Consider the following 20,279-nt stretch of genomic DNA (forward strand, 5'->3'; position numbering starts at 1 on the left):
ATGGTCTTCCCGTTCCGCAAGCTCGCTCCGGCCTCGCTCAATCGCGCGCAGCGGCGCGCTGCCCGCAAGGGCCGTGGCTCTCCGGCCGTTTTCGAGGCGCTGGAGCAGCGACTGCTGCTGAATGCGGATGTGCTGGCGCTCGACCTTGCGGCCGCGACCGGCGACCAGGGCCGCGACATCCTGATCAAGATGACCGACCAGCAGGCAACCCAGCCTGCATCGCAGCGTATCCAGATCCTCGATCTGAAGACGGGCCAGCTTCTGGCCGATCGCGACCGGCTTTCCGTCAGCTCGCTGGCGCTCAATGTTGGGCGGGGCGACGACCGCGTCACGATCGATCGTCCGAGCTTCGGTGCGACGGCGCTTGCCATCAAACTCAACGATACGGGCGGCAAGGACCGGATCACGATCCGCAATGCCGATAACAATCCCGACGTCAACGGCGAGACGATCGTCACCGGCAATCTGGTGATCACCCAGAAGGGCTTCGATCAGATCGACACGGGCTATGGGCCGGTCGCGGCGCTGATCGACAGCGTCGTCGGCCTGGTGACCCAGCCGCAGGTGACCAAAAGCTCTGCCAAGGTCACGATCGACCTTACCGCCTTCAACGACAACGTCCTGCTGAAGGGAACCGCCGACGGCGGCCTGCAGCTCTCGTCCAAGGACGCCAAGTTCGACGCCATCTTCTTCACGATTCCCGCAAGCGAGATCGCCATCAACATGGGGATCGGCAACGACAGGCTGGAACTGGCAGACCTTCCGGATCTCAAGGGTACCAGCCTCCTCATCAGCGGCGGCGAAAGCCTTGTGGGTGGCGACGACACCGTGACGATCACGGGGTCGGTCCGCACCTCCGGCGGTGCGCTGAAGATTGCGGCCGAAACCGTGCTGATCGGCTCGGCCGTCACGGATGCCGGCGGCGGCAAGGGCTGGGTGGCCGACCAGGAATATGCAGGCCTGACCGCGACGACGACCGATGGTCGCCGTGTCACCGTCGATGTCACCACGGACAAGGCCGGGCTTGCCCGTGCGCATCTGGCTGGCGCCATCCAGGGAATTGCCGTTGGCGAGACGCTCACGGTCGCCGATCCCCGCGGGCAGGGCGGTGCGCTGACCATCAAGGTGGTCGCCAATGCGGGTGCCATCACGCTCGATACGAGCAATTCGGCCGGCAAGGCCGGCGACATCACCATTTCCGGCGCCACGATCGACGGCGGTCCCGGCAACAGCCTGCGCGCGGTCGGCAAGTCTGGCGCCGATGGCGCGGTCAGCCTCGTCAGCGATGCCGAGGTGGCGACCATCGCAAGCGCGCTGCGTCTGGCGACGCTGCCTTATGATTCCTACAACATCGCCGCAGGTGTGCGCCTGTCGGGTGTGACGATCGAGGCCGGCGACGTGACGCTGACCTCCGAGGCCATCGATGCCGGCCTTGGGCTCGACCTCCCGCCCTATATCGAGAATGCCTTCACGCTGCTGCCGGTGGTGCAGGAGCTGCTCAAGGTTTCCGTGCCGGATCTGACGAGCTTCAAGGGGATCGCGGCCTCGGTGATCCTGCGCAACGCGTCGGCCGAGACGCGCCTGCACAACGACGTGATCGTCGCTTCCGGCAATGTCGAGCTCGGTGCCAATGCGGTTGGCAAGACCGAGCTGGAGGCAGCGGCCGGCGCCGCTGCGAAGGGTGCAACAAAGAACCTGCAGGTTGCTGTCGGAATCGGCCGCGCCGGCGCCAATGCCTATGCGGCTCTCACCGGCCGATCCTCGATCATCGCGGGCGGCTCGGTGAAGCTGACGGCGGAAGGCGATGCCAGCTCCATCAGCTCCGCGACGGTCAACAACTTCGAGGGGCTTTTCGATCCCGCGACCGGCAAGGCGAACAAGAAGTATGACGGGAAGAATGTCTCGCTCGCCGTTGCCTATGCGGATACGAATCTGAAGACCCAGGCCGTGCTTGGCTCCGGCGCCAGCATCACCTCCACCGGCGGTAACGTGAATGTCGCTGCCAAGGGGACGGCGGAAAGTGCCGCCAATTCCAGCACGATCTCCTACATCCAGGGCCTGGCGGGCGTTAACCTCAGCCTCAACCTCGACAACTCCGACATCGACACGCGTATCGACGGTGCCATTACCGCTGCTGGCGGGGTTGGTAGCGGCAAGGGCAGCTTCGACGCCGACAGCAAGGTCGATGCCGCCGCCGACACGATCGAGATGAAGGGCCATGATTTCGTGACTGGCGAGCAGGTGGTCTACAAGGCCGCCGGCGACTTCGGCAGCATCCAGGGCGTCATCAAGCCGCTGGGCGGGCTGGAGGACGGCGAGACATACATGGTCATCGTCGTCGACAAGGACCATATCCAGCTCGCCAAGACGCCGGCGATCGCGCTCGATGCCAGCAATACGCTTGACGGTTCCGTCCATCGCCTGATCCGCCCCGAGGCCGTCGACATGACGTTCCGCGGCGTTGATCCCGACACGGACCTCATTCTCCTCGGCGATGATGTCTTCAAGCCCGGCGATTACGTGCGCTACCGAAATATCCAGGGCAATGCTATCGGCGGTCTGCAGGATTTCGGCGTCTACAGGGTGAAGGAAGTCACCAGCGAAGGCTTCACCCTGGCGGTTAACGACAAGGTCGTCAACGTCACGCTCAGCGGGGCGGGCAAGCATGGATTCATCCGCCAGTCTGACAACAAGGTTGTTCTCCTCAATGTCGCCGCCGTGGATGCCGGTGCCGACACCATCCGCCTTTACGACCACGGCCTCACCGACGGCCAGATCGTCAACTATGCGCCGGGCGGCGACGAGGCGATCGGCGGCCTCGAGGCGGCGGCCGAATACCAGGTCCAGCGGATCGACCAGAACAACTTCCGTCTTCTGAAGGTTGTTCGCGACCAGGCGACGCCGGAGACCTTTACGGTCGGCGGGCCGGTCGATCTGACCGGAGACGGCGGCGCGTTCAACCATTCCCTGGTCTGGCAGGGGGCTGCGACGACCTTCGATCCGAAGACGGCCGTCGATGCGACGAACCGGACGATTGCGATCAGCAACCATGGTTTCAAGACCGGCGACGTGTTCATCTATGCCACCGATGACCGGGTCAACCGGACCGTCGACATGGAAACACTCGACAGCAACGGCAATGTCGTGCGCACGACCGCAGAGGCGGGGGATATTCCGATTGCGGGGCTCACCGCCGGCCAGTCCTACTCCGTCGTCGTTGTCGATGCCAACCACATCCGACTCGTCGGCCTCGACGTGGACGCCAAGGACGCGTTGCCGATCGATATCTCCAAGGGTCGCGGCAGCGCCCACACGCTGACCAATCAGGACGAGACGCGCGGCATCGGCATCACCTCGAAGCTCGAAGCTTCCGACAAGGCCGCCAGCAAGCCGAATATCGGCAAGACGCTGTCGAAGATCACCTACAAGGCCGAGACCAACCCCGCCGTCAACGACATCTCGCCGCTCTTCCTGCTTATCAAGCAGAAGGGCGACAAGAAGATCGACAGCAAGGTCAACAAGGCGACCAAGAACGCCAAGAACAACGACATCAGCATTGCCGGCGCCCTTTCGCTCACGATCGCCAACCACAGTGCGACGACGCGCGTCGGCGTGACGGCGCGCAACGCGCTGTCCTCCGGCGCCGACATCAAGATCGACAGTGAGCTTGAGGAAAAATACGCCACGAGTGCGATTGCCAACGTCTCGGCCAAGTCCGATGATGACGGCAACACCCGCACGGCCATTGCCGCGGCGCTGAGCTTTGTCGATGCCCGCGCGGTGACGACCGTTGGCGATGGTGTGTCGCTCGATGCCGGCGGCGACATCGCCGTCACCAGCAAGGTGACCTTCCCGCGCCTGCTCAACCCGACCGATCTCATCAATCTCGATGCTTTGCGCAGCGGCGAGATCAGCGGTCTGCAGGGCCTGCGCTCCGACCTTCTCGGGGGCACCCGCCTCTTCAACACCTTCGTCACGACCCAGGCAAAGGGCGAGATCAACAAGGACGTTCGCGTCATCGCGGGTAGCTTCGGTTTCGCCGACGTCCAGTCGCGCGCCGATACGCTGATCGGCTCCGACGTTGCCGTCAACCAGAAGCGCCAGGCGAATGGCGAGACATTCGGCAAGGTGATGTTCGACGCCGTCACCGATCTGACGCTGATGTCGATTGCCGGCCAGCTGAAGTTCGCGTCCGGCGATTCCGTTCTGGAGCGTCTTCAGGACAGATCGAAGTCCAAGGCATCGATTCTGACGGATGGCACGCTGATCAACAGTGGCGGCTCCGATGGCAGCGGCGCCGGGGCGTCCGTGGTCATCGATATCGTTGAGAACACCGCCCGGACCATCGTCGGCGCCAGCACCAGGATTGCCGGCAAGGACGTTGCGGTCAGCGCCGACGAAGACCTTTTCCGGCTTGGCATCTCCGCTGCCGGCGCCAAGAATTCCGATGGCGGCACGTTCGGCCTCGCCGGCTCCGGCCAGGGTCTCGACTATACGTCTTCGGTCCTCGCCCTCGTCTTGCCCGGCAGCACCCTGGCACCGACGACGATCACTGCCGACAGCGTCAGCATCGCGGCCAATTCCCATATTCTCAACATCACCATAGCCGGCTCCCTCACCCAGGGCAGCGGTGGCACCTCCATCGGTGTGTCGGCGGCCGTCAACCTTTTCGACCGGCTGGTGCTGGCCGGTATTGGCGCCATGCCGCTCGACCGGATCGCGCCGCCGCCGCTCAGCGGCGATGCACGCGACCGTGTCGTGGTGCGTGCCGGCAGCGTCGCCGTCAACGCCAAGAGCGATGGCGGCACCTGGAGCTTTGCCGTTGCAGGCACGGTCTCGACCCCGCCGAGCGAAGGGGTCAAGACACGCAGCAACCCGTTCCCGCACGTGAACATGCAGCAGCAGTTCGCCAATGGCGGGTCGAACATCAACCCGAACTTCCAGGACGGCGCCGGCATCGGCATTTCCGGTGCGGCCGGCTGGAACGAACTCAATGGCCAGACGCTCGCGCTCATCGATGCCGGCACCATCACCGCCCAGTCGATCCTCGTGAAGGCCCTTGACGACACCGACCTGATCGCCGTCACGGGTGCGGCCTCGCTCAACCTGCGCGCCACGTCCGAAGGGGCGTCCAAGACCATGGCGGGCGTTCTGTCGATTGCCGACAGCACCGCGGTGACCCGCGCGCGCGTCTCGAATGCTGCCCTGAAGGCGGACCAGCTCGGTGTCTTCGCCGAGCGCAGCGGCACTTTCCTGACGGTCTCGATCGGCGTTTCCGCAGACCTTTCGGCGCAGGCGACGACGCTTGGCGCCGCGATTTCGTTCAACCGCTCCACCGACACGACCGAGGCGCTGCTCCAGGATATCCAGCTGACCCGACTGTCGGCCCTGCCGGTTGGCGGTGCTGTCACGGTCGATGCGAAGAATTCGACCGAAGTCATCGCGCTCGGCGGCGGAGCCAGCTTCAGCGGCAAGACCGGCCTTGGCGGCGCGGTCTCCGTCAACATGATGGACAACGGCACCCGTGCGTCCGTTATCCGCAGCGATCTGACGGCCCGCGGCGACGTGAGCGTCAATGCGCTGCAGGACAATGCGCTGCGCACGGCAACCGTCAGCGCCGGCGTGGGCGGCTCCAGCGGCGGCGTTGCCGCGGCCTTCCTCGTTTCCGTGAACCTCGTCGGCAGCCAGCAGGCCGGTGCCGCCACCAGCGCCATCATCCTCGACAGCACGGTCAACACGGCAGGCGCCGTGCGTGTCGCTGCGCGCGACGATAGTGTTCTGCAGTCGGTGGGCGGTGCGCTTGCCCTTAACCTCTCCGGTTCCGGCTTCGGCGCCGCACTCGGCTGGAACAGCGTCACCGAAACCGTCTCCGCCACCATCCGTACCTCGACCGTCACAGGTGCGTCGGTTGCCGTCAGCGCACGGGCGACCGAGCAGGACGGTCTCCTCGACGGCCGCATCTCGAGCGCGGCCATCGGTGCGGCTGCCGGCCGTGGTATCGCGGTTGGCCTGTCCGTCGCGGCCAACGAGCTTTCCGTTTCCTCGAATGCCGTTGCCGATCGCTCGACGATCACGGCCACGGCCGGCGACATCGCCGTTTCCGCTGCCGATACCAGCAGCATCAAGTCCCTGACCGGGGCTGCGGCGCTCAGTGCCGGCGGTGCGGCAGTGGGCGCTGCCCTTGCCGTCAACCTGCTCGGCGGCGGCGCGACCGCCACCGTAACGGGCGGCAGCCTGATTGCCAGCGGCCGTTCCTCGGTGACCGCCGATCTCTCCGGATCGATCACCGGCATCACCATTGGCGGCGCGCTTTCCGGCGGCTCGGCTGCCGTGGCCGGCTCGATCTCCGTCAACCAGTTGAACGGGGCAGCGCGCGCCCTCGTGCTGTCCGGCGCAACGGTCGATGGCGGCCTCGGTGTTTCCGTCGCAGCAACGGATCGCAGCCGTGCCATCACCATTGGCGGCGCGATTGCGGCCGGCAATGTCGGCGTGGGCGTCGGCGTCAGCACGGTTCTGACCCAGCGCACCGTCGAAGCGCGTACGGAAGCGGGCACCACGCTTCATTCCGCCAACGGCGCAATTCAGGTCAGCGCGGACGCAAGCCAGGCGCTCGTCGTCACCGCCGTCGGCGGCGCTGCCGGATCCAATGTCGGCGTTGCGGCCACCGCTTCGGTCACCACGCTCAACGATACAATTCTCGCGGCCATGGATGGCAAGGCAACCGCCGATCGCGGCGACGTGGCTGTTGCGGCCAACGCCCGCACGGACCTCATCGGCGTGGCCGGTGCGCTGGCCGGCGGTCAGGTCGGCGTCGGCGTCGGCACGGATGTGGGCATCCTTTCGCGCAGCGTCGAGGCCCGCATCGGACAGGGTGCCGAGGTCTCTGCTCTCGGCAACATCTCCGTGACCGCCGACGGCAAGCTCGACGTGATCTCCGCTAATGGCGCGGGCGCAGGCGGCAGTGTCGCCGTCGTCGTCAATGTCGGCGTCAATCTCGTCAACCTGCAGACGCGTGCGGTTGTCAGCGAGGATGCGGATCTCCGGGCCGGGGGGAGCATCGCCGTCACGGCAACCAACGACACCGGCATCGTGCAGGTTGCCGGCAATGTTGCGGGCGGCACGGTCTCCGTCGGTGCTGCGGCCGGCATCAGCAAGATCAATGTCACCACGAAGGCGCTGGTCAGCGCCCGGGCCGATCTGACCGCCGCCGGAAATGGCGCGGTCAATGCCGTCTCCGGTCTCGTCGATAGCGGCAAGCGCGCCGTCGCCAACCAGGGCGGCACCGTCACGACCGGCACGGCCGACGTGTCGGGCAACACGTTCACCGTGCCCGCCATCGACGGCAAGGCGCAGGTGATGGACTTCGCCACGGGCCAGGAGGTCGTCTATCTCGCGACCGGCCAGGCGCTTGGCGGCCTCGTCAGCGGTCAGCGCTACTTTGTCATCAAGACCGGTGCCAACCAGTTCAGACTCGCTGCATCGCGCGAGGATGCGGATGCCGGCCGCGCGCTTGGCATCGACACCAGCACGGTTTCGTCGGATGCCCGCCATACGTTCAGCGCGCTGAACGGCGCAGCCGACATGCCGATCGGCTCGGCCCTGCAGGGCACCAACAACGGCAAGACCGACAGCGATATCGCCGATCGCGGTCGCGGTGCGAATGCCGAAGCCAACGGCCAGACCCGCAAGGTGATCGGCCGTGCGGCCCAGAACGGCATCGTCGTGCGCGCCCTCTCCGTCAACGACATGATCGGTGTCGGGGGCAGTGCCGGCGGTGGCGGCGTTTCCGTCACGGCGGCCGGCAGCGTGCTGCTGCACCGCATCGATACGGTCGCGCGCGTCGCCGATGGCGCCAATCTCGCTGCGGCCGGCAGCATCGCCATCGATGCAGAGCGCGACTACCACGCCATCACGGTCGGCGGCGGTATCGCCGTTGCCGGCATTGTCGCGGTGGCGCCGGCCTTTACGGCGCCCGTCCTCTCCGGCCAGACAATCGCTGAAGCGTTTGGCAGCGGCAGCCTGCTTGCCGGCGGCAGTGTCGGCGTCACGGCGCACGCCAATACCGACCTTGTCTCGGTGGCGGCGGGCATCGGTGTCGGCAATTCCGCAGCCGTTGCGGCGTCCGTTGCCGTGGTTGATGTCAAGACCGAAACCCGCGCCTCTGTCGAAGGCAGCCGCACGATCGCCGGCATGGGCAACAACGCGCTCGATGCGGTGCTGGTGGAAGCCACCGACACGACCGGCGTTATCCTCGCCAGCGGCTCGCTCGCCGTCGCACCCTCGCTGATCGGTGTCGTCGCCGGTGCCGGTGCCGTCAGCGTCGCGCTGATCGACAAGACCACCACCGCCACCATTGATGGCGCTTCCATCACCACGCCCGGCGCGGTGACGGTCAATGCCACCAGCGAGGAGGATCTCGTTCTGCTCGCGGCATCCGGTGCGGCAGCGCTCGGAGCAACGCTTGCCGGCAGTGTCGGCGTCACCATCATCGACAGCGACACCTTCGCCGCCGTGCGCGGCAGTACCGTCAATGCCGGTGCGCTCTCCATCGTCGCGAAGGGCGACACGGATGTCTTCACCGTCATTGCAGGCCTCGCCATCGGCGGGACGGCCGGGCTTGGCGCCAGCGTCGATTTCGGCCGCATCACCGGCACCACCGAGGCCCTGCTCGCCGGTGGCACCGCAACGCTGACGGGCGCACTCTCCGTTCGCGCCGATGGACGCACGCATATCGACAGCAATCCCTTCGCGGCTGGTGGTGCGCTTGGCGTCGGTCTCGGCGGTGGCATCAGCATCTGGAGCGTCGGCGATGGCCTCTCCAGCAGCTACGGCAAGCAGGAAGGGAACAGCAACTACAGCCAGAATGCGCTTTCGGGCGGTGGCGGCGGGACTGTCGATGGCCAGGTCGCGGATATTCTGTCCGGCCTCGACGGCTCCATGAACAGTGGCGGCGGTGATGCCGGCAACAGCGGTGTCGATCTGCGGGACCAGGCCTATCAGCGTGCCGGCACCGCCGGTTCAACGGTCAAGGGTGCCAATCGCGGCACCGTCACCGGCTCGCGCCTTTCGGCCCTCACGGCGACGGAAGCGGCCACCGGCGCCTTTGCCAGCATCACGGACCGCGCCATGGTCCAGGCCGGCGGCGTCGTGCTGCGCGCCAGCCAACTGGTCGATGTCGATCAGCGCGCCGGCGGCTTCGGCTTCGGCTTCGGTTATGGCCTTGGTGCCGGCATCGCCATTCTCACCACCAACAGCGATACGGCCGTCACGATCGGCGACAGCGTCAAGCTCACCGGCGCCGGTGTCACCGGCAGCAGCCTTCTCGATGTCGATGCGATCTCGACCACACGCCTGCGCACCCTCGGCATTGCCGGCGCCGTGGCGGGCTTCGTTGCCCTCGGCGGCTCCGTGGCCAAGGTCTCGACCGACAATGACGCGAGCGTTTCGGTCGGCAGCAGCGCGAACATCCGCGACTTCTACGGCGCATCGCTGCGCAGCAGCGTGACCACCGACGTCCAGGTGTCCACCATTGCCGTTGCGGCCGCCATCTATGGCGGCATCGGCGCTTCGATCGTTGATGTGGACGTCACCTCCGACGCGACCGTCACCATCAGCGACGCTGCCTTCCTGCGCACCGGCGCGGGCGGTATCGAGGTTCGTGCCGACAGCAATATCGACGTCACGCCGCTTGGCAGTCTGACGCTGGTCGGTCTCGGCATTGGCGGCCTCGGCATTGCCGGCGCCTTCGCCGACGTCAATGTCGCCGCCAACACCGTCGTGGTGATCGGCCCCACCGCTCGCCTGTCGAGCGACGGGACGGTGAGCGCCAAGGCGCTTGCGGATACGATCGTCACGCTGATCGGCCGCGCCTCAGCCTTCGGTATCGTCGGTGCGGGTGCCTCCATCGTCGGCGGCCGCATCAGCGGAACCACGAGCGTGGAGGTCGGCGCGCAAGCAATCATCGACGCTGCCCGCATCGACCTGCTTGCCGAGAGCTCGGGCGGCATCACCGTCGAGGCCGAGCCGCTGACCGGCAAGGTCACCGCGGCCGGCATCGTCGGCATCGCCGTCGTCACGGCGCGCGCCAGCGTCGATCGCCGCACCGGCGTTACGGTTCGCGGCGCGCTGCGCGCGAGTGGCGCAGGTGCCGGCAGTGCCCCGGCCATCTCCGCCGTTGCCACCACCGGGCTCAACGCCAACGCCAAGGCTGCTGCTGGCGCCTATGGTCTCGTCGGCGTCTCCGGTTCGGAAGCCTATGCCTATAACACGCAGAGCGCGGACGTCACCGTCGCCGTCAATGCCGTGCCAGGCGATCCGCTGCGGGCCGAGCCTGTGCGGGCGGACACGGGCGATATCGTCATCCGTGCGAGCAGCCTGAACGGCGCCGTTGCCAGCGCCGGCGGCAACACCGGCGGTCTTGTCGCCATCAGCGAAGGCAAGGCCACCACCGGCATCGCCAACAGCGCGACCGTCTCCGTCAATGCACCCGTGATCGCCGCGACCGGGAATATCACCATCAACGCCGACTTCCAGACGGTCACCAATGCCGGATCGGTCGTCGATACCGCCGGCCTCGGTGGCAAGCCAACCGCGATCACCGAGGTTACCGTCTTCGAGACGGCGCGCGTCAACCTGGAGCAGAGCCTGTCGGCCGCCTTCGGCAGCATCAACATCACGGCCACGGGCTCGACCGTCGCGTCTGCCAATGGCAGGGCCGATTTCGGCGGCTTTGCTTCCGACGTTACCGGCCGGGCCAATCTCTTCATCGACACCGCCGTCGAGGTCATCAACAGCGCTGATCTGACCGCCGGCACGATTTCGCTTGCCGCCCGCCAGCCGACCTATGTCGCGCTCGCGCTGTCCAGCGCCAAGGCCGATGCGGTGGGCGCCAAGCTCACCAGCTTTGCCGACCTCAATGCCCGCGTCGTCGTGCGCGCGGTCTCGGATGCCAGCGCGACGCTGGCAACGCGCGAACTCTCCATGGCCGCGCTCGCCGCCGCCGGCGCACAGGTCTACGCGAAGGAGAAGACCGACGCCGCCTTCATCTCCGAAGACGTGACCCGCGAGACCAACAACGTCGATTCCACCCACGAGGTCGTGCTCAACAGCCGCATCACGATCATCCAGCCGGACGTACCCTTCGTCCTGCTCGACAAGACCGGCAAGCTGACGACGGCCGGCGGTGTGCAGGCTACCGTGACCGGTGACCGCCTGATCATCGCAGACATCTACAATACGCGTGCTTCGGCCGGCCGTATCCGCCTCGAGGCGGCGGGCCTTCAGCGCTACAACCTTGCCGAGAAGATCGGCAAGGACGATACGGTCTCGACCGTCGGCCGTGTCACCGGCAAGCCGATCGTCAATCTGCGCTCGTCGCTGACCGACATCATCATCCGCAACGAAACCGACAGGCTCCTGTCGATCGGCAACATCTATCCGGCCGGCCTCAGCGTGAACGGCATCGATTCCGTCGTCGTCATCGCGGCCGATACATCCGGCTTCTCGCTCGGCGATACGGTCTACGATACCGGTCCGACGAACATCCGCATCGAGTCGAGGGGCGACGTGGAATTCCGCGGCCGTATCGACAATGCGCGCATCGACGACAAGGATCCCTATTACGGCACGGTGTCCGTCGCCGGTCTCGGCGGCAACGATCCGGTCTATGCCGGCCGCGTGACGACGGTTGGTGACGCCCGCATCGAAGCGCAGCGCCTCACGGTCGATGCCGCTTCCATCACGGGTGCAGGCGGCGGTCTCAATCTCCTCGCAGACACCGTCTCGGCGCGGTCCTATCTCGGTGATCTCGACCTGCGCACCTCGGGCACGCTCACCGTCGAGCGGGCGGCATCCGCACGCGACCTGCGCCTGACGGCCGGCCAGTCTCTGCTCAATGCGGCGAATGGCGAGAGTGCCAGCGGCCGTGCCGTCGTGCTCAAGGCGCTGTCGGGGGATATCGGCAGCCGCGGGTCTGCATTCCGGTTCGACCAGGCGAGCACCTTCATCTTCAATCCGAATTTCGCAACCGACCTTCTGCTGGAGCCCGGTGCGGTGCTCGGTACGCTCGTCGCCGAAGCGGGTGGCTCCGCCTACCTGTCGGAAACCAATGGCGGTAGCGTGGTCGAGCGGCTGACGGCAGGCGGGACGGCTTCGCTGTCGACGGCCGCCCAGGCCACTCGCAACAACGCTATCCTGCTCCAGGAGAATGGACGTATCACCGCAGGGTCGGCAGTCGTTCTGGCGGCGGCGGGTGATGTGAAGCTCGCCGAGACCGGCAGCTTCATCACGGCGCCGAACATCACCATCGCTCTCGCCAATGTGGTCGAGGCACGGGATATCTGGATCCTCGGCGATCTCGATGATGCGGCCCGCAAGACCATCGTCGGCAACAGCAACAACAACAAGGTGACCCTGCTCGATCTGAACGGCATCACCGAAGTCCAGGGCCAGGATGGCAATGACGAGGTGATCCTCGGCCGTGGCCTGCTGACCGGCCTCACCGGCACGCTGCTCTTTGACGGTGGCGCCGGAAATGATGACCAGATCGTCCTGCGTGACGAAAGCGCCACGACAAACCGCAACATTACCGTCGATGCCGGCCTCGTCACCGGCATTGGCACAAGCGCGACGCTCGGCTTTACCAACCTCGAAATTCTGCAGTACCGGCTGGGTTCGGGTGACGACCTCGTAAAGGTGCGCTCGCTGGAGGCCGGCCTGCGCTTTGCCTTCTACATGGGGCGCGGCAATGATACCGCCATCGTCTCCGGGACGGATGGCACGCTCGACAGGATCAACGAGGTCATCAGGCTCGATGGCGGTACGGGGACAGGTGCCAAGGCGGCCGGCGAGTTCGACCGCCTCATCGTCAGCGATGCCGGCGACCGCGACAACAATGCCTTCCAGATCGGCAACAGCCGTATCATCGGCGGCGGCATGACCCGCACGCCCGGTGCGTCGAACCCGGACACGGTGCTCGACGACGACGCGGGCATCAACTACAGCAACTTTGACCGGCTCGACTTCTCCGCCGGCAGCGGCGACGATCTGATCGCCATAACCGGCGCCGACACGCTGATGCAGGTCAGCGCTGGGGCGGGTAACGATACGTTCCGGCTTGGCCCGGTCGTCGGCGAAATCGCCAATGACCTCAACCTCTTCGGCGATATCGGATCCGACACTGTCGAGGTGATCGGTGGCGACGTGACGGGCAACCGTGTCGCGCTCGGGCGTGATCAGGCCGGCCGAACCACTATAATCACGAGCAATTTCGGTGCCGTCGATCCCAACCTGACGACGCTGAACCAGATGGAGCGCGTGAAGGTCCGGATGGGCGCGGCCGGCGACCGCGTCGAGATCGACGATGTGGCGCTGCCGACCGACATCGACACGGGCGCCGGTTCGGACGACATCGTCATCCGCAATCTGACGGCCACCGGGCTTGCCACGATCCGTGGCGGTGCGGGCCGCGATACCATCACGATCATCAATACCCAGACCGATCTGGTGATCGGCGCCGAAGGGGGCGACGAGGCCAACGACAATGTGATCTTCGACCGCTCCGCCTCCACCAATGCGCTCAGTGCCCGCATCGCCGATGCCGCCAACGGCGCGGTGGCCGTCACGGGGCTTTCCACCGGCACGGTGACGCTTGCCCGCGTCGGTGCCGTGGAAGTCCGTCTCGGCAAGTCGGACGACCAGATCGAGGTTGCGACGGCCGCGAATGCCTCTGCAATCGCGCTGCTCACCGTCATCGGCAATGAAGGTGCCGATACGCTGAAGGCCACCGCGCTTGGCGGGCTGAAGCTTGATTACTACGGCGATTACGGCCCGAGCGTCCTCAATCCCGGCGGCTCGGCCATCCTCGGCACGCGCAACACGGCGGTCGTGGTGATCCCGAACGAGCCGAAGCCGAACGATTTCGTCAATCTCGGCCTGAACCAGGTGACGGCGCTGACCGTCGACAATCGCCAGAACGGCTCGGTCGCCGTCAACTGGCGCGTGCGCGAGGGACGCGAGCTCTTCGCCAGTGTCCGTGGCAGCAACTACTTCAGCATCGTCAATCTGAACGGCGCCGATTTCACCGAAATCCTCGGCGGCTCGAAGGCCGATACGCTCGACTTCCTCGTTGACCAGAACGGCAGCTTCGACGTGAAGGTCGAGAGCGACCGCGTGAAGCTCAGCACCGACGTCAACATCGTCAGCCAGGCGCAGACCAAGACGGAATATCGCAGCCTGCCGCCCTTTGCCCTGACCTTCGACGGTCTCTCCGGCCGCTATTCGGAAGTCGGCAACGATGCGCTCGATCCGGAAAAGCTCACGGGCATGCGCTTGAGAACGGAGGATCGCTCTGCCAATATTGCCGCGACCGTCGTCGGCGGCTCGCCGGCCGTGCAGGCGACCGCAGGCACCAATCTCGTCATCGAAGGCAAGAATGCCTTCGCCATGTACGGGATGACGCTGCGCAACCCGAACGCCACCTCGATGTCGCTGACCTTCAAGGCGTTTGACATCTACGGCAAGAAACTTCTGACGCAGACGATCGACCTGGCCGCCGGCGAGGTGCTCGATGCCTTCGGCGCAGGCTATTTCGATAACTTCGACCCGATCTCCAAGATCGAATGGCAGAGCCAGGGCGAGATCATCGACAATCTGATGGTGCGCCGCTATCCGGCGCTTGAGGTGGCGAGCACGAGCACGCGCACGGTTCCCAGCGCCGTCGATCTGCCGACCATCACACTCGAGGGTAATAACACGATCAACGCCTTCGGCCGCATCATCAATGATGCGACCGGCAGGGACATGCTCGAGAACTACACGATCGTGAACGTGCCGGCCGGTCAGGTCGAAATCACGATCTATGCCAATCTCGAGCTTGCTGCAGGTGCCGTCCTGAAGCCGGCGTTGGGTATGAATAGCCTCATCGATATCAAGGTTGTCGGCAACGTTACTTTGCGCGAAGGCTCAAAGATCGACGTGAGCGCGATCGGCAGCGACGGTGTTGCCGGCGGTGGCGAAGGTGGTGCCGGTGGTGCGGGAAGGCTTTCGCAGTCAAACGATCAAAGCAACATCTTCAGAAACTTGCCTGCCTTTGAAACACAGCTCGTTGCGACTGACGGAAATAATAGTATTTCTTTCGTGCGTCGTGCCGGCTTGTGGGGCTGGAATGCCGATAGTGGCTTCGAGGGAAGCGCCGGTCTGCAGGAGACCGCGAGCAATTCTGTGACGCGAGGGCCGAATCTCGGTATCAGCCAGGGCGCCCAGAGCATCTCTTCCAGCCTGTTTTCATTGCCGGATCGCGGTTTCGTTCCCGCGTATACCGGTATCGACAACCGCCTCACACCCAGCAATCCGACGAGCGGCGGGCTGAGAGGCGGTGACGGTGCCTCAGGCGCTGCCGGCGGTGCGTCTGGCGCTGCAGGCTTTGAGACATACCTCCTTTTTTCGTCTTCGGGAGGAGGTCGCGTTGAAAACTTCACGTTCGGCGGCGTTGGCGGCAACGGCTTCAACGGCGTGGCCGGCGGCGGTGGCGGTGGCGGCCTTCGGCTGGCAGCAGCTGGCCTGCTGACAATTGAGAAAACTGCGCAGTTGCTAGCGCGAGGCGGCAAGGGCAACGACAGTGTCGGCGTTGGCAACGTCGGTGGGAAAGTCCAGGTAAGACTGACCACCTACAATGCTGGAAACGGTTCGCTGCCTCTCACTCCCAATTGGGGAGGTTTTCCGAACGGCAGTGATGGCGCTGCCGGTGCCCTGGGTGCACCTGGTATTGGAGGCGCCGGCGGCACGCTGATCCTGACCGGAACAGCGATTGACGCGCCCGACGTTGCCAATGTCGATGTCTCAGCGGGCAAAGCAGGCCTTTACTACGATGAGCGCTATTTTGATCAGAGTCTGACCGATGCACAGCGGCAGGCCTTCATCTACGACAACAGCCGAAAGGCCCAGGACGGCCGTGTCGTCATTTCCTCGAACGTCGCTCTCCAGACGGTTGGTGGTCTCGACTCGCTGACCGACGATCCAAGCATCAAGGGCAGGATCGAAAAGAACGTCGCCAGCGAGAAGGCCTTTACCTTCAACCAGACGCCGTGGGGCACCCTTGCGAACATGATCGAGGTCAAGGGCCAGCCCGCGCCCTATGGCTTCCTCGACAAAAACGAAATCACTTTCGACGAAATCAACAAGGCTTCCGGTCTGAGCACGCCGGAAGGCCTCATCTCGGTGCACCGCATCCGGCTGTCATCCGAGGCGAGCCGCACTGAGCTCAAGATCGGAAAGGTTCCGTTCCGCGCCTATGAGGGTTACGACCTTCTTGTGCTGGTCAACCGGTCGGCTGACCTTCTGCTCGCGCCCACGGTCGGCTCGACGGAAAACGGGATGGCACAGGTCGCCGTGTTCACGGGGGCGGCAACCCCGACCTACATGAGGCCCGGCGATATCTGGGCGGTCTTGTGGCCGAGCGACAGCAGCGGCGACGAGGTATGGGTCCGCGCGTCCGTTGGTAGCGAAGTTCCCGCAACGAAGCTCTCGCTGACCAGTGGCCAGGCAAAGACCAGCAGCTTCACGCCATATGCCGAAGCCGACTACACCCCTCTCGCCGGCTTCTCCGCCACCACCAGCACCGGCAACTTCGTCTTCGCGGCCAGCCCGCAGGACAGCCGCATCTATGTGCTGAACGCCAACGATCTTTCCGTGCGCTCGACGGCGCTGCAGGTTAGCGGCGTGCGCGACATGGCTGTTGCCGCCAACGGCACGCGCCTTCTCGTCAGCACCGAGACCGGCATCCTGCGCTTCGACATCGGCACCGATGGTGTCCTGTCGAACAAGGTGCTGATGGTCGGCGGCTCGGCTGGCGGGCTCTTCACGGTTGCAGGCGGCAATGAATATGCCGCGATCGTGGAAAATGGTCAGGCGCCCTATTACGACCAGAACGACTGGGCCGTGCGTACCGTCACGTCCGACATCGCCTCCGGCTTCACCGCCGCCGCCAACTTCGGCGGCAAGACCTATGCGATCAGCCAGGCGGATGGTCGCCTCTACACGATCGACAGCAACAATTCCGTCGTTTCCTCGGTTGCGATCAGCGGCACGCTGCGCGACGTCGCGGTCTATGAGAGCAAGTCCCAGCTGCTTGTCGCCACGGCCGATCGCATCCTCGCCTTCGACATCGCCGCCGATGGCAGCCTCTCCAACCAGCGCCAGGTGGCTGGCCAGGAGGTCTGGACGCTGAAGGACGGCGAGGACGGCACCGTTCGCACCGTGCAGCTCGGCGACCGCCGCTACACGATCAGCAGCTCCGGCTATTCGATTACGACGATCTCCACCAACCAGACCACGGCCGCGGCCTTCCTGACATCGCTTGGCGACATTTCCGACGTCGCGATCGATCCGAATGGCCTTGCCATCCTGGTCGCCACGAACGAAGGCGTGGTGCGCTTCACGCTCGATGCCTCCGGCGCCATCACAGGCCGCAGCCTCGTTTCGCCCAACGAGCCTTTCGGCCAGTCCGGTAATGGCGATCTCGTCGTGACCTTCGACGGCTACTCCTTCCAGCGTGTCTCTGCGACGCCTGGAACCAACCAGCTGTGGCTTGGCGGCGGTACTGTGCAAAGCTTCGCGCTGACCCTGTCGGCACCGATCCGCGAACTGAGCTATGACGCGGCCAGCCGCCGCCTTGTCGTGCGCACCGATGCCGGCCTGACGGCCTACACGGTCGATGGCAGCGGCTATCCGACATCACCGACCGACATCCGCTTCAGCGAGGTTTATACCCTCAAGGCCTCGTCGGGCAGCCTGCTCGGCAGCGTCACCGCATCGAACGGCTTTATCTACGAAGTCTCCAGCAACGACCCGTTCCTGACCGTCCGTTCCGGCCAGACCGGTGCCCTGGTCAACCGGATCGCGCTCGGCTTCCAGCCTTCGGATGTGGCCACTGTCGATAGCGGCCTGTTCCTCACCGATGGAGGCGCGATTAGGCTGTACGCGCTGGGTAGCGGCGGCACCGCGTCGGATTCGGGCATACGGCTTGGCGACACCGCCTACCGGACAAGCTTCGACTACGGGCCGACGTCCTCAGATGTGGTCAAGTCGTTGACGTTCGACGGCTATACCTATCAGTTGACCCAATATGCCCTGAGGTCTTACGACCGGACTGGCAACCTCATCGAAAGCATTTTCAGCACAGGCAGAATTATCGATTTTGCCGTTGTCGAAAGCACCGGCCAACTGGTGTTTGCCGACATTAACGGACTGAACTTCCGGGATATCAGCAATGGCCGCCTTTTCAGGCCTGCCCAGCCAACGCAAATATTAGCAAATGTTTGCGCTCTGCGTGCAACACCCGGTAAGGCAGCGGTGGATGTGCTCGTGGCTACGTCGCAAGGCCCACAGTACATTAGTATCGACCTGCAAACAGGTCGGCAGAGTGTCGCCAATACAACATTCGAATTGACGAATGTTGCGGCATCCGCAGCCGGCATCTTCGCCTATAGTGCATTGGATGGACGTCTCTACGCCCTCGGAAAGTCAAAGACATACAATCCGAATGGCGGACCCTTCAGTACCGGGGACGCGAAGCCCTACAACCCGATCGGCGCGTACCATATTGATGGCGAGGTCAGCGACCTTGCTGTGAATGGCAACCAGCTTTTCGTGAGCACGGCCAGCGGCGTTATCCGCTTCACCATCGACAGCGACGGTTCGCTCCTGGAGCGCACGACGGTGTTGGCGGGCGATTTCGGGCAGCTTCAGACCGTGGCCGGGACTGCCGGCTTTGCCGCTGTCGTCAACGGTACCGTCAAGGCCTACGATGCCAACGGCGCCAATGCACGCCCGGTCTATGTCGGTGCCAACAGCACTTTCGTCGATGCCACCATGGTCGGCAACCGCATCTACGCGGTCAGTGCGACCGACAACAGCCTCTATGCTATCGACAAGACCAGTCTTGCACTGGTCACGCGGATCGATCTTTCCGAAACGCCGAAGAGCCTGGTGTTCGCCGCCGATGCGGGCAGCCTCTACGTCTCGACGGCCACCGGCCTTCTGACATTCTCCGTGGCGGGCGATGGCAGCCTCGGGGCACCGACGCGCATCGCCGCCGATATCGGCGTCATCGACGGCTCCGTCACGCTCGGAAGCCAGCGCCTGTTTGCCACCTCCACCGGCATCTGGAGCTTCACCGTCTCCGGCAGCAACCTCTCGGATGGAAAGCGGCTCGTTGCCGGCACGGCCACGGCGCTGCGCACAGCAGCCGGCCAGAGCGGCTTTGCCGCCCGCATCGACGGCAGCGATATCGTCTTTGCCGCAAACGGCACCTTCGTTCGCACCGTCACGACGGTGAGCGACTCCGCCGTCAACCAGGTCGCATCCGCCGGTGGCGGGCGCACTATCGTCTTCCAGGCCTCCAGCCAGACATTGCTGACGCTCGATGCCAACGGGCTCGTCGTCGGTATCCGCACCGCGCCGGCCGATGTGCGCGATCTCGCGGTCACCGCGGACGGTACGACGCTCTATGTGGCGACGGGGACCGGCCTTGTCCGGTATTCCATCGCTGGCAATGGAAACCTCAGCAACCGTGTGAACCTGGTTACCGGTGTGGTGACGCGTGTCGAGGCCTTGGCCGGCCAGACCGGGTTTGCCGCCGTCGTTGACGGTGTCGCGCGTGCTTACAAGGCCGACGGTTCGTTCGATCGCCGGGTCAACGGCGCCTTCCAGGGCGAGTTCTACAAGGTCGAAGGGTCCGGCACGGATCTCTATGCCGTCATGGGAACCGGCAACCGGCTGGTGCGCGTGGCTGCCGATGGCTCCTCCACCACGATCAGCACGATTGGCGGCGCTATCGCTGACCTTGCCTCCTATGCTGGCGGCATCCTCTATGCCGATGATTTCGGCATCGGCTATGTCCAGCAGTTCAATACGTTCGGCTTTATCCAGCGGGCGGTTACGGGCGTTCGCGCCATCATCACCGATCCGGCGCGCCAGTCCTATGCGGCGGTTACGGACCGTCAGGTCTTTGTGCTGCAGCCCTTCGTCAACGCGGTCCTGAAAAGCTTCGACACGACGGCGGCGAGTGCCGGTGTCGTGGTGGGCAATCCGCAGGTCGGTGCGACCGTCAACGGCCTCGCCGTTCTCGACCTCTCCGGCAATCTTGTGCGCACCATCGATGCGACCGTGCGCATCGGCGATGCCGTCGATATGGCGGGTTCGCTCTCCGGCTTCACCAATTACGGCGCAGGCCATGTGGTACGCTCGGCAACCGGCGTGACCTACCAGGTCGCCGGCGGCAC

General features: G+C 65.0%; 1 protein-coding gene (only partly in view). It reads left to right on the top strand.

What is annotated here, in order from left to right:
• On the top strand, positions 1-20,279 hold the 5' portion of the coding sequence (locus ACED18_RS12480; protein WP_377292622.1) for a LamG-like jellyroll fold domain-containing protein. The gene runs 9,436 nt beyond the window's last position; only the first 20,279 of its 29,715 coding nucleotides appear in the window; it begins with the start codon at positions 1-3; its stop codon lies beyond the right edge, outside the window.

The organism is Rhizobium sp. SG2393, assembly GCF_042610495.1.
In the GTDB taxonomy this organism is placed as follows: Bacteria; Pseudomonadota; Alphaproteobacteria; order Rhizobiales; family Rhizobiaceae; genus RU20A.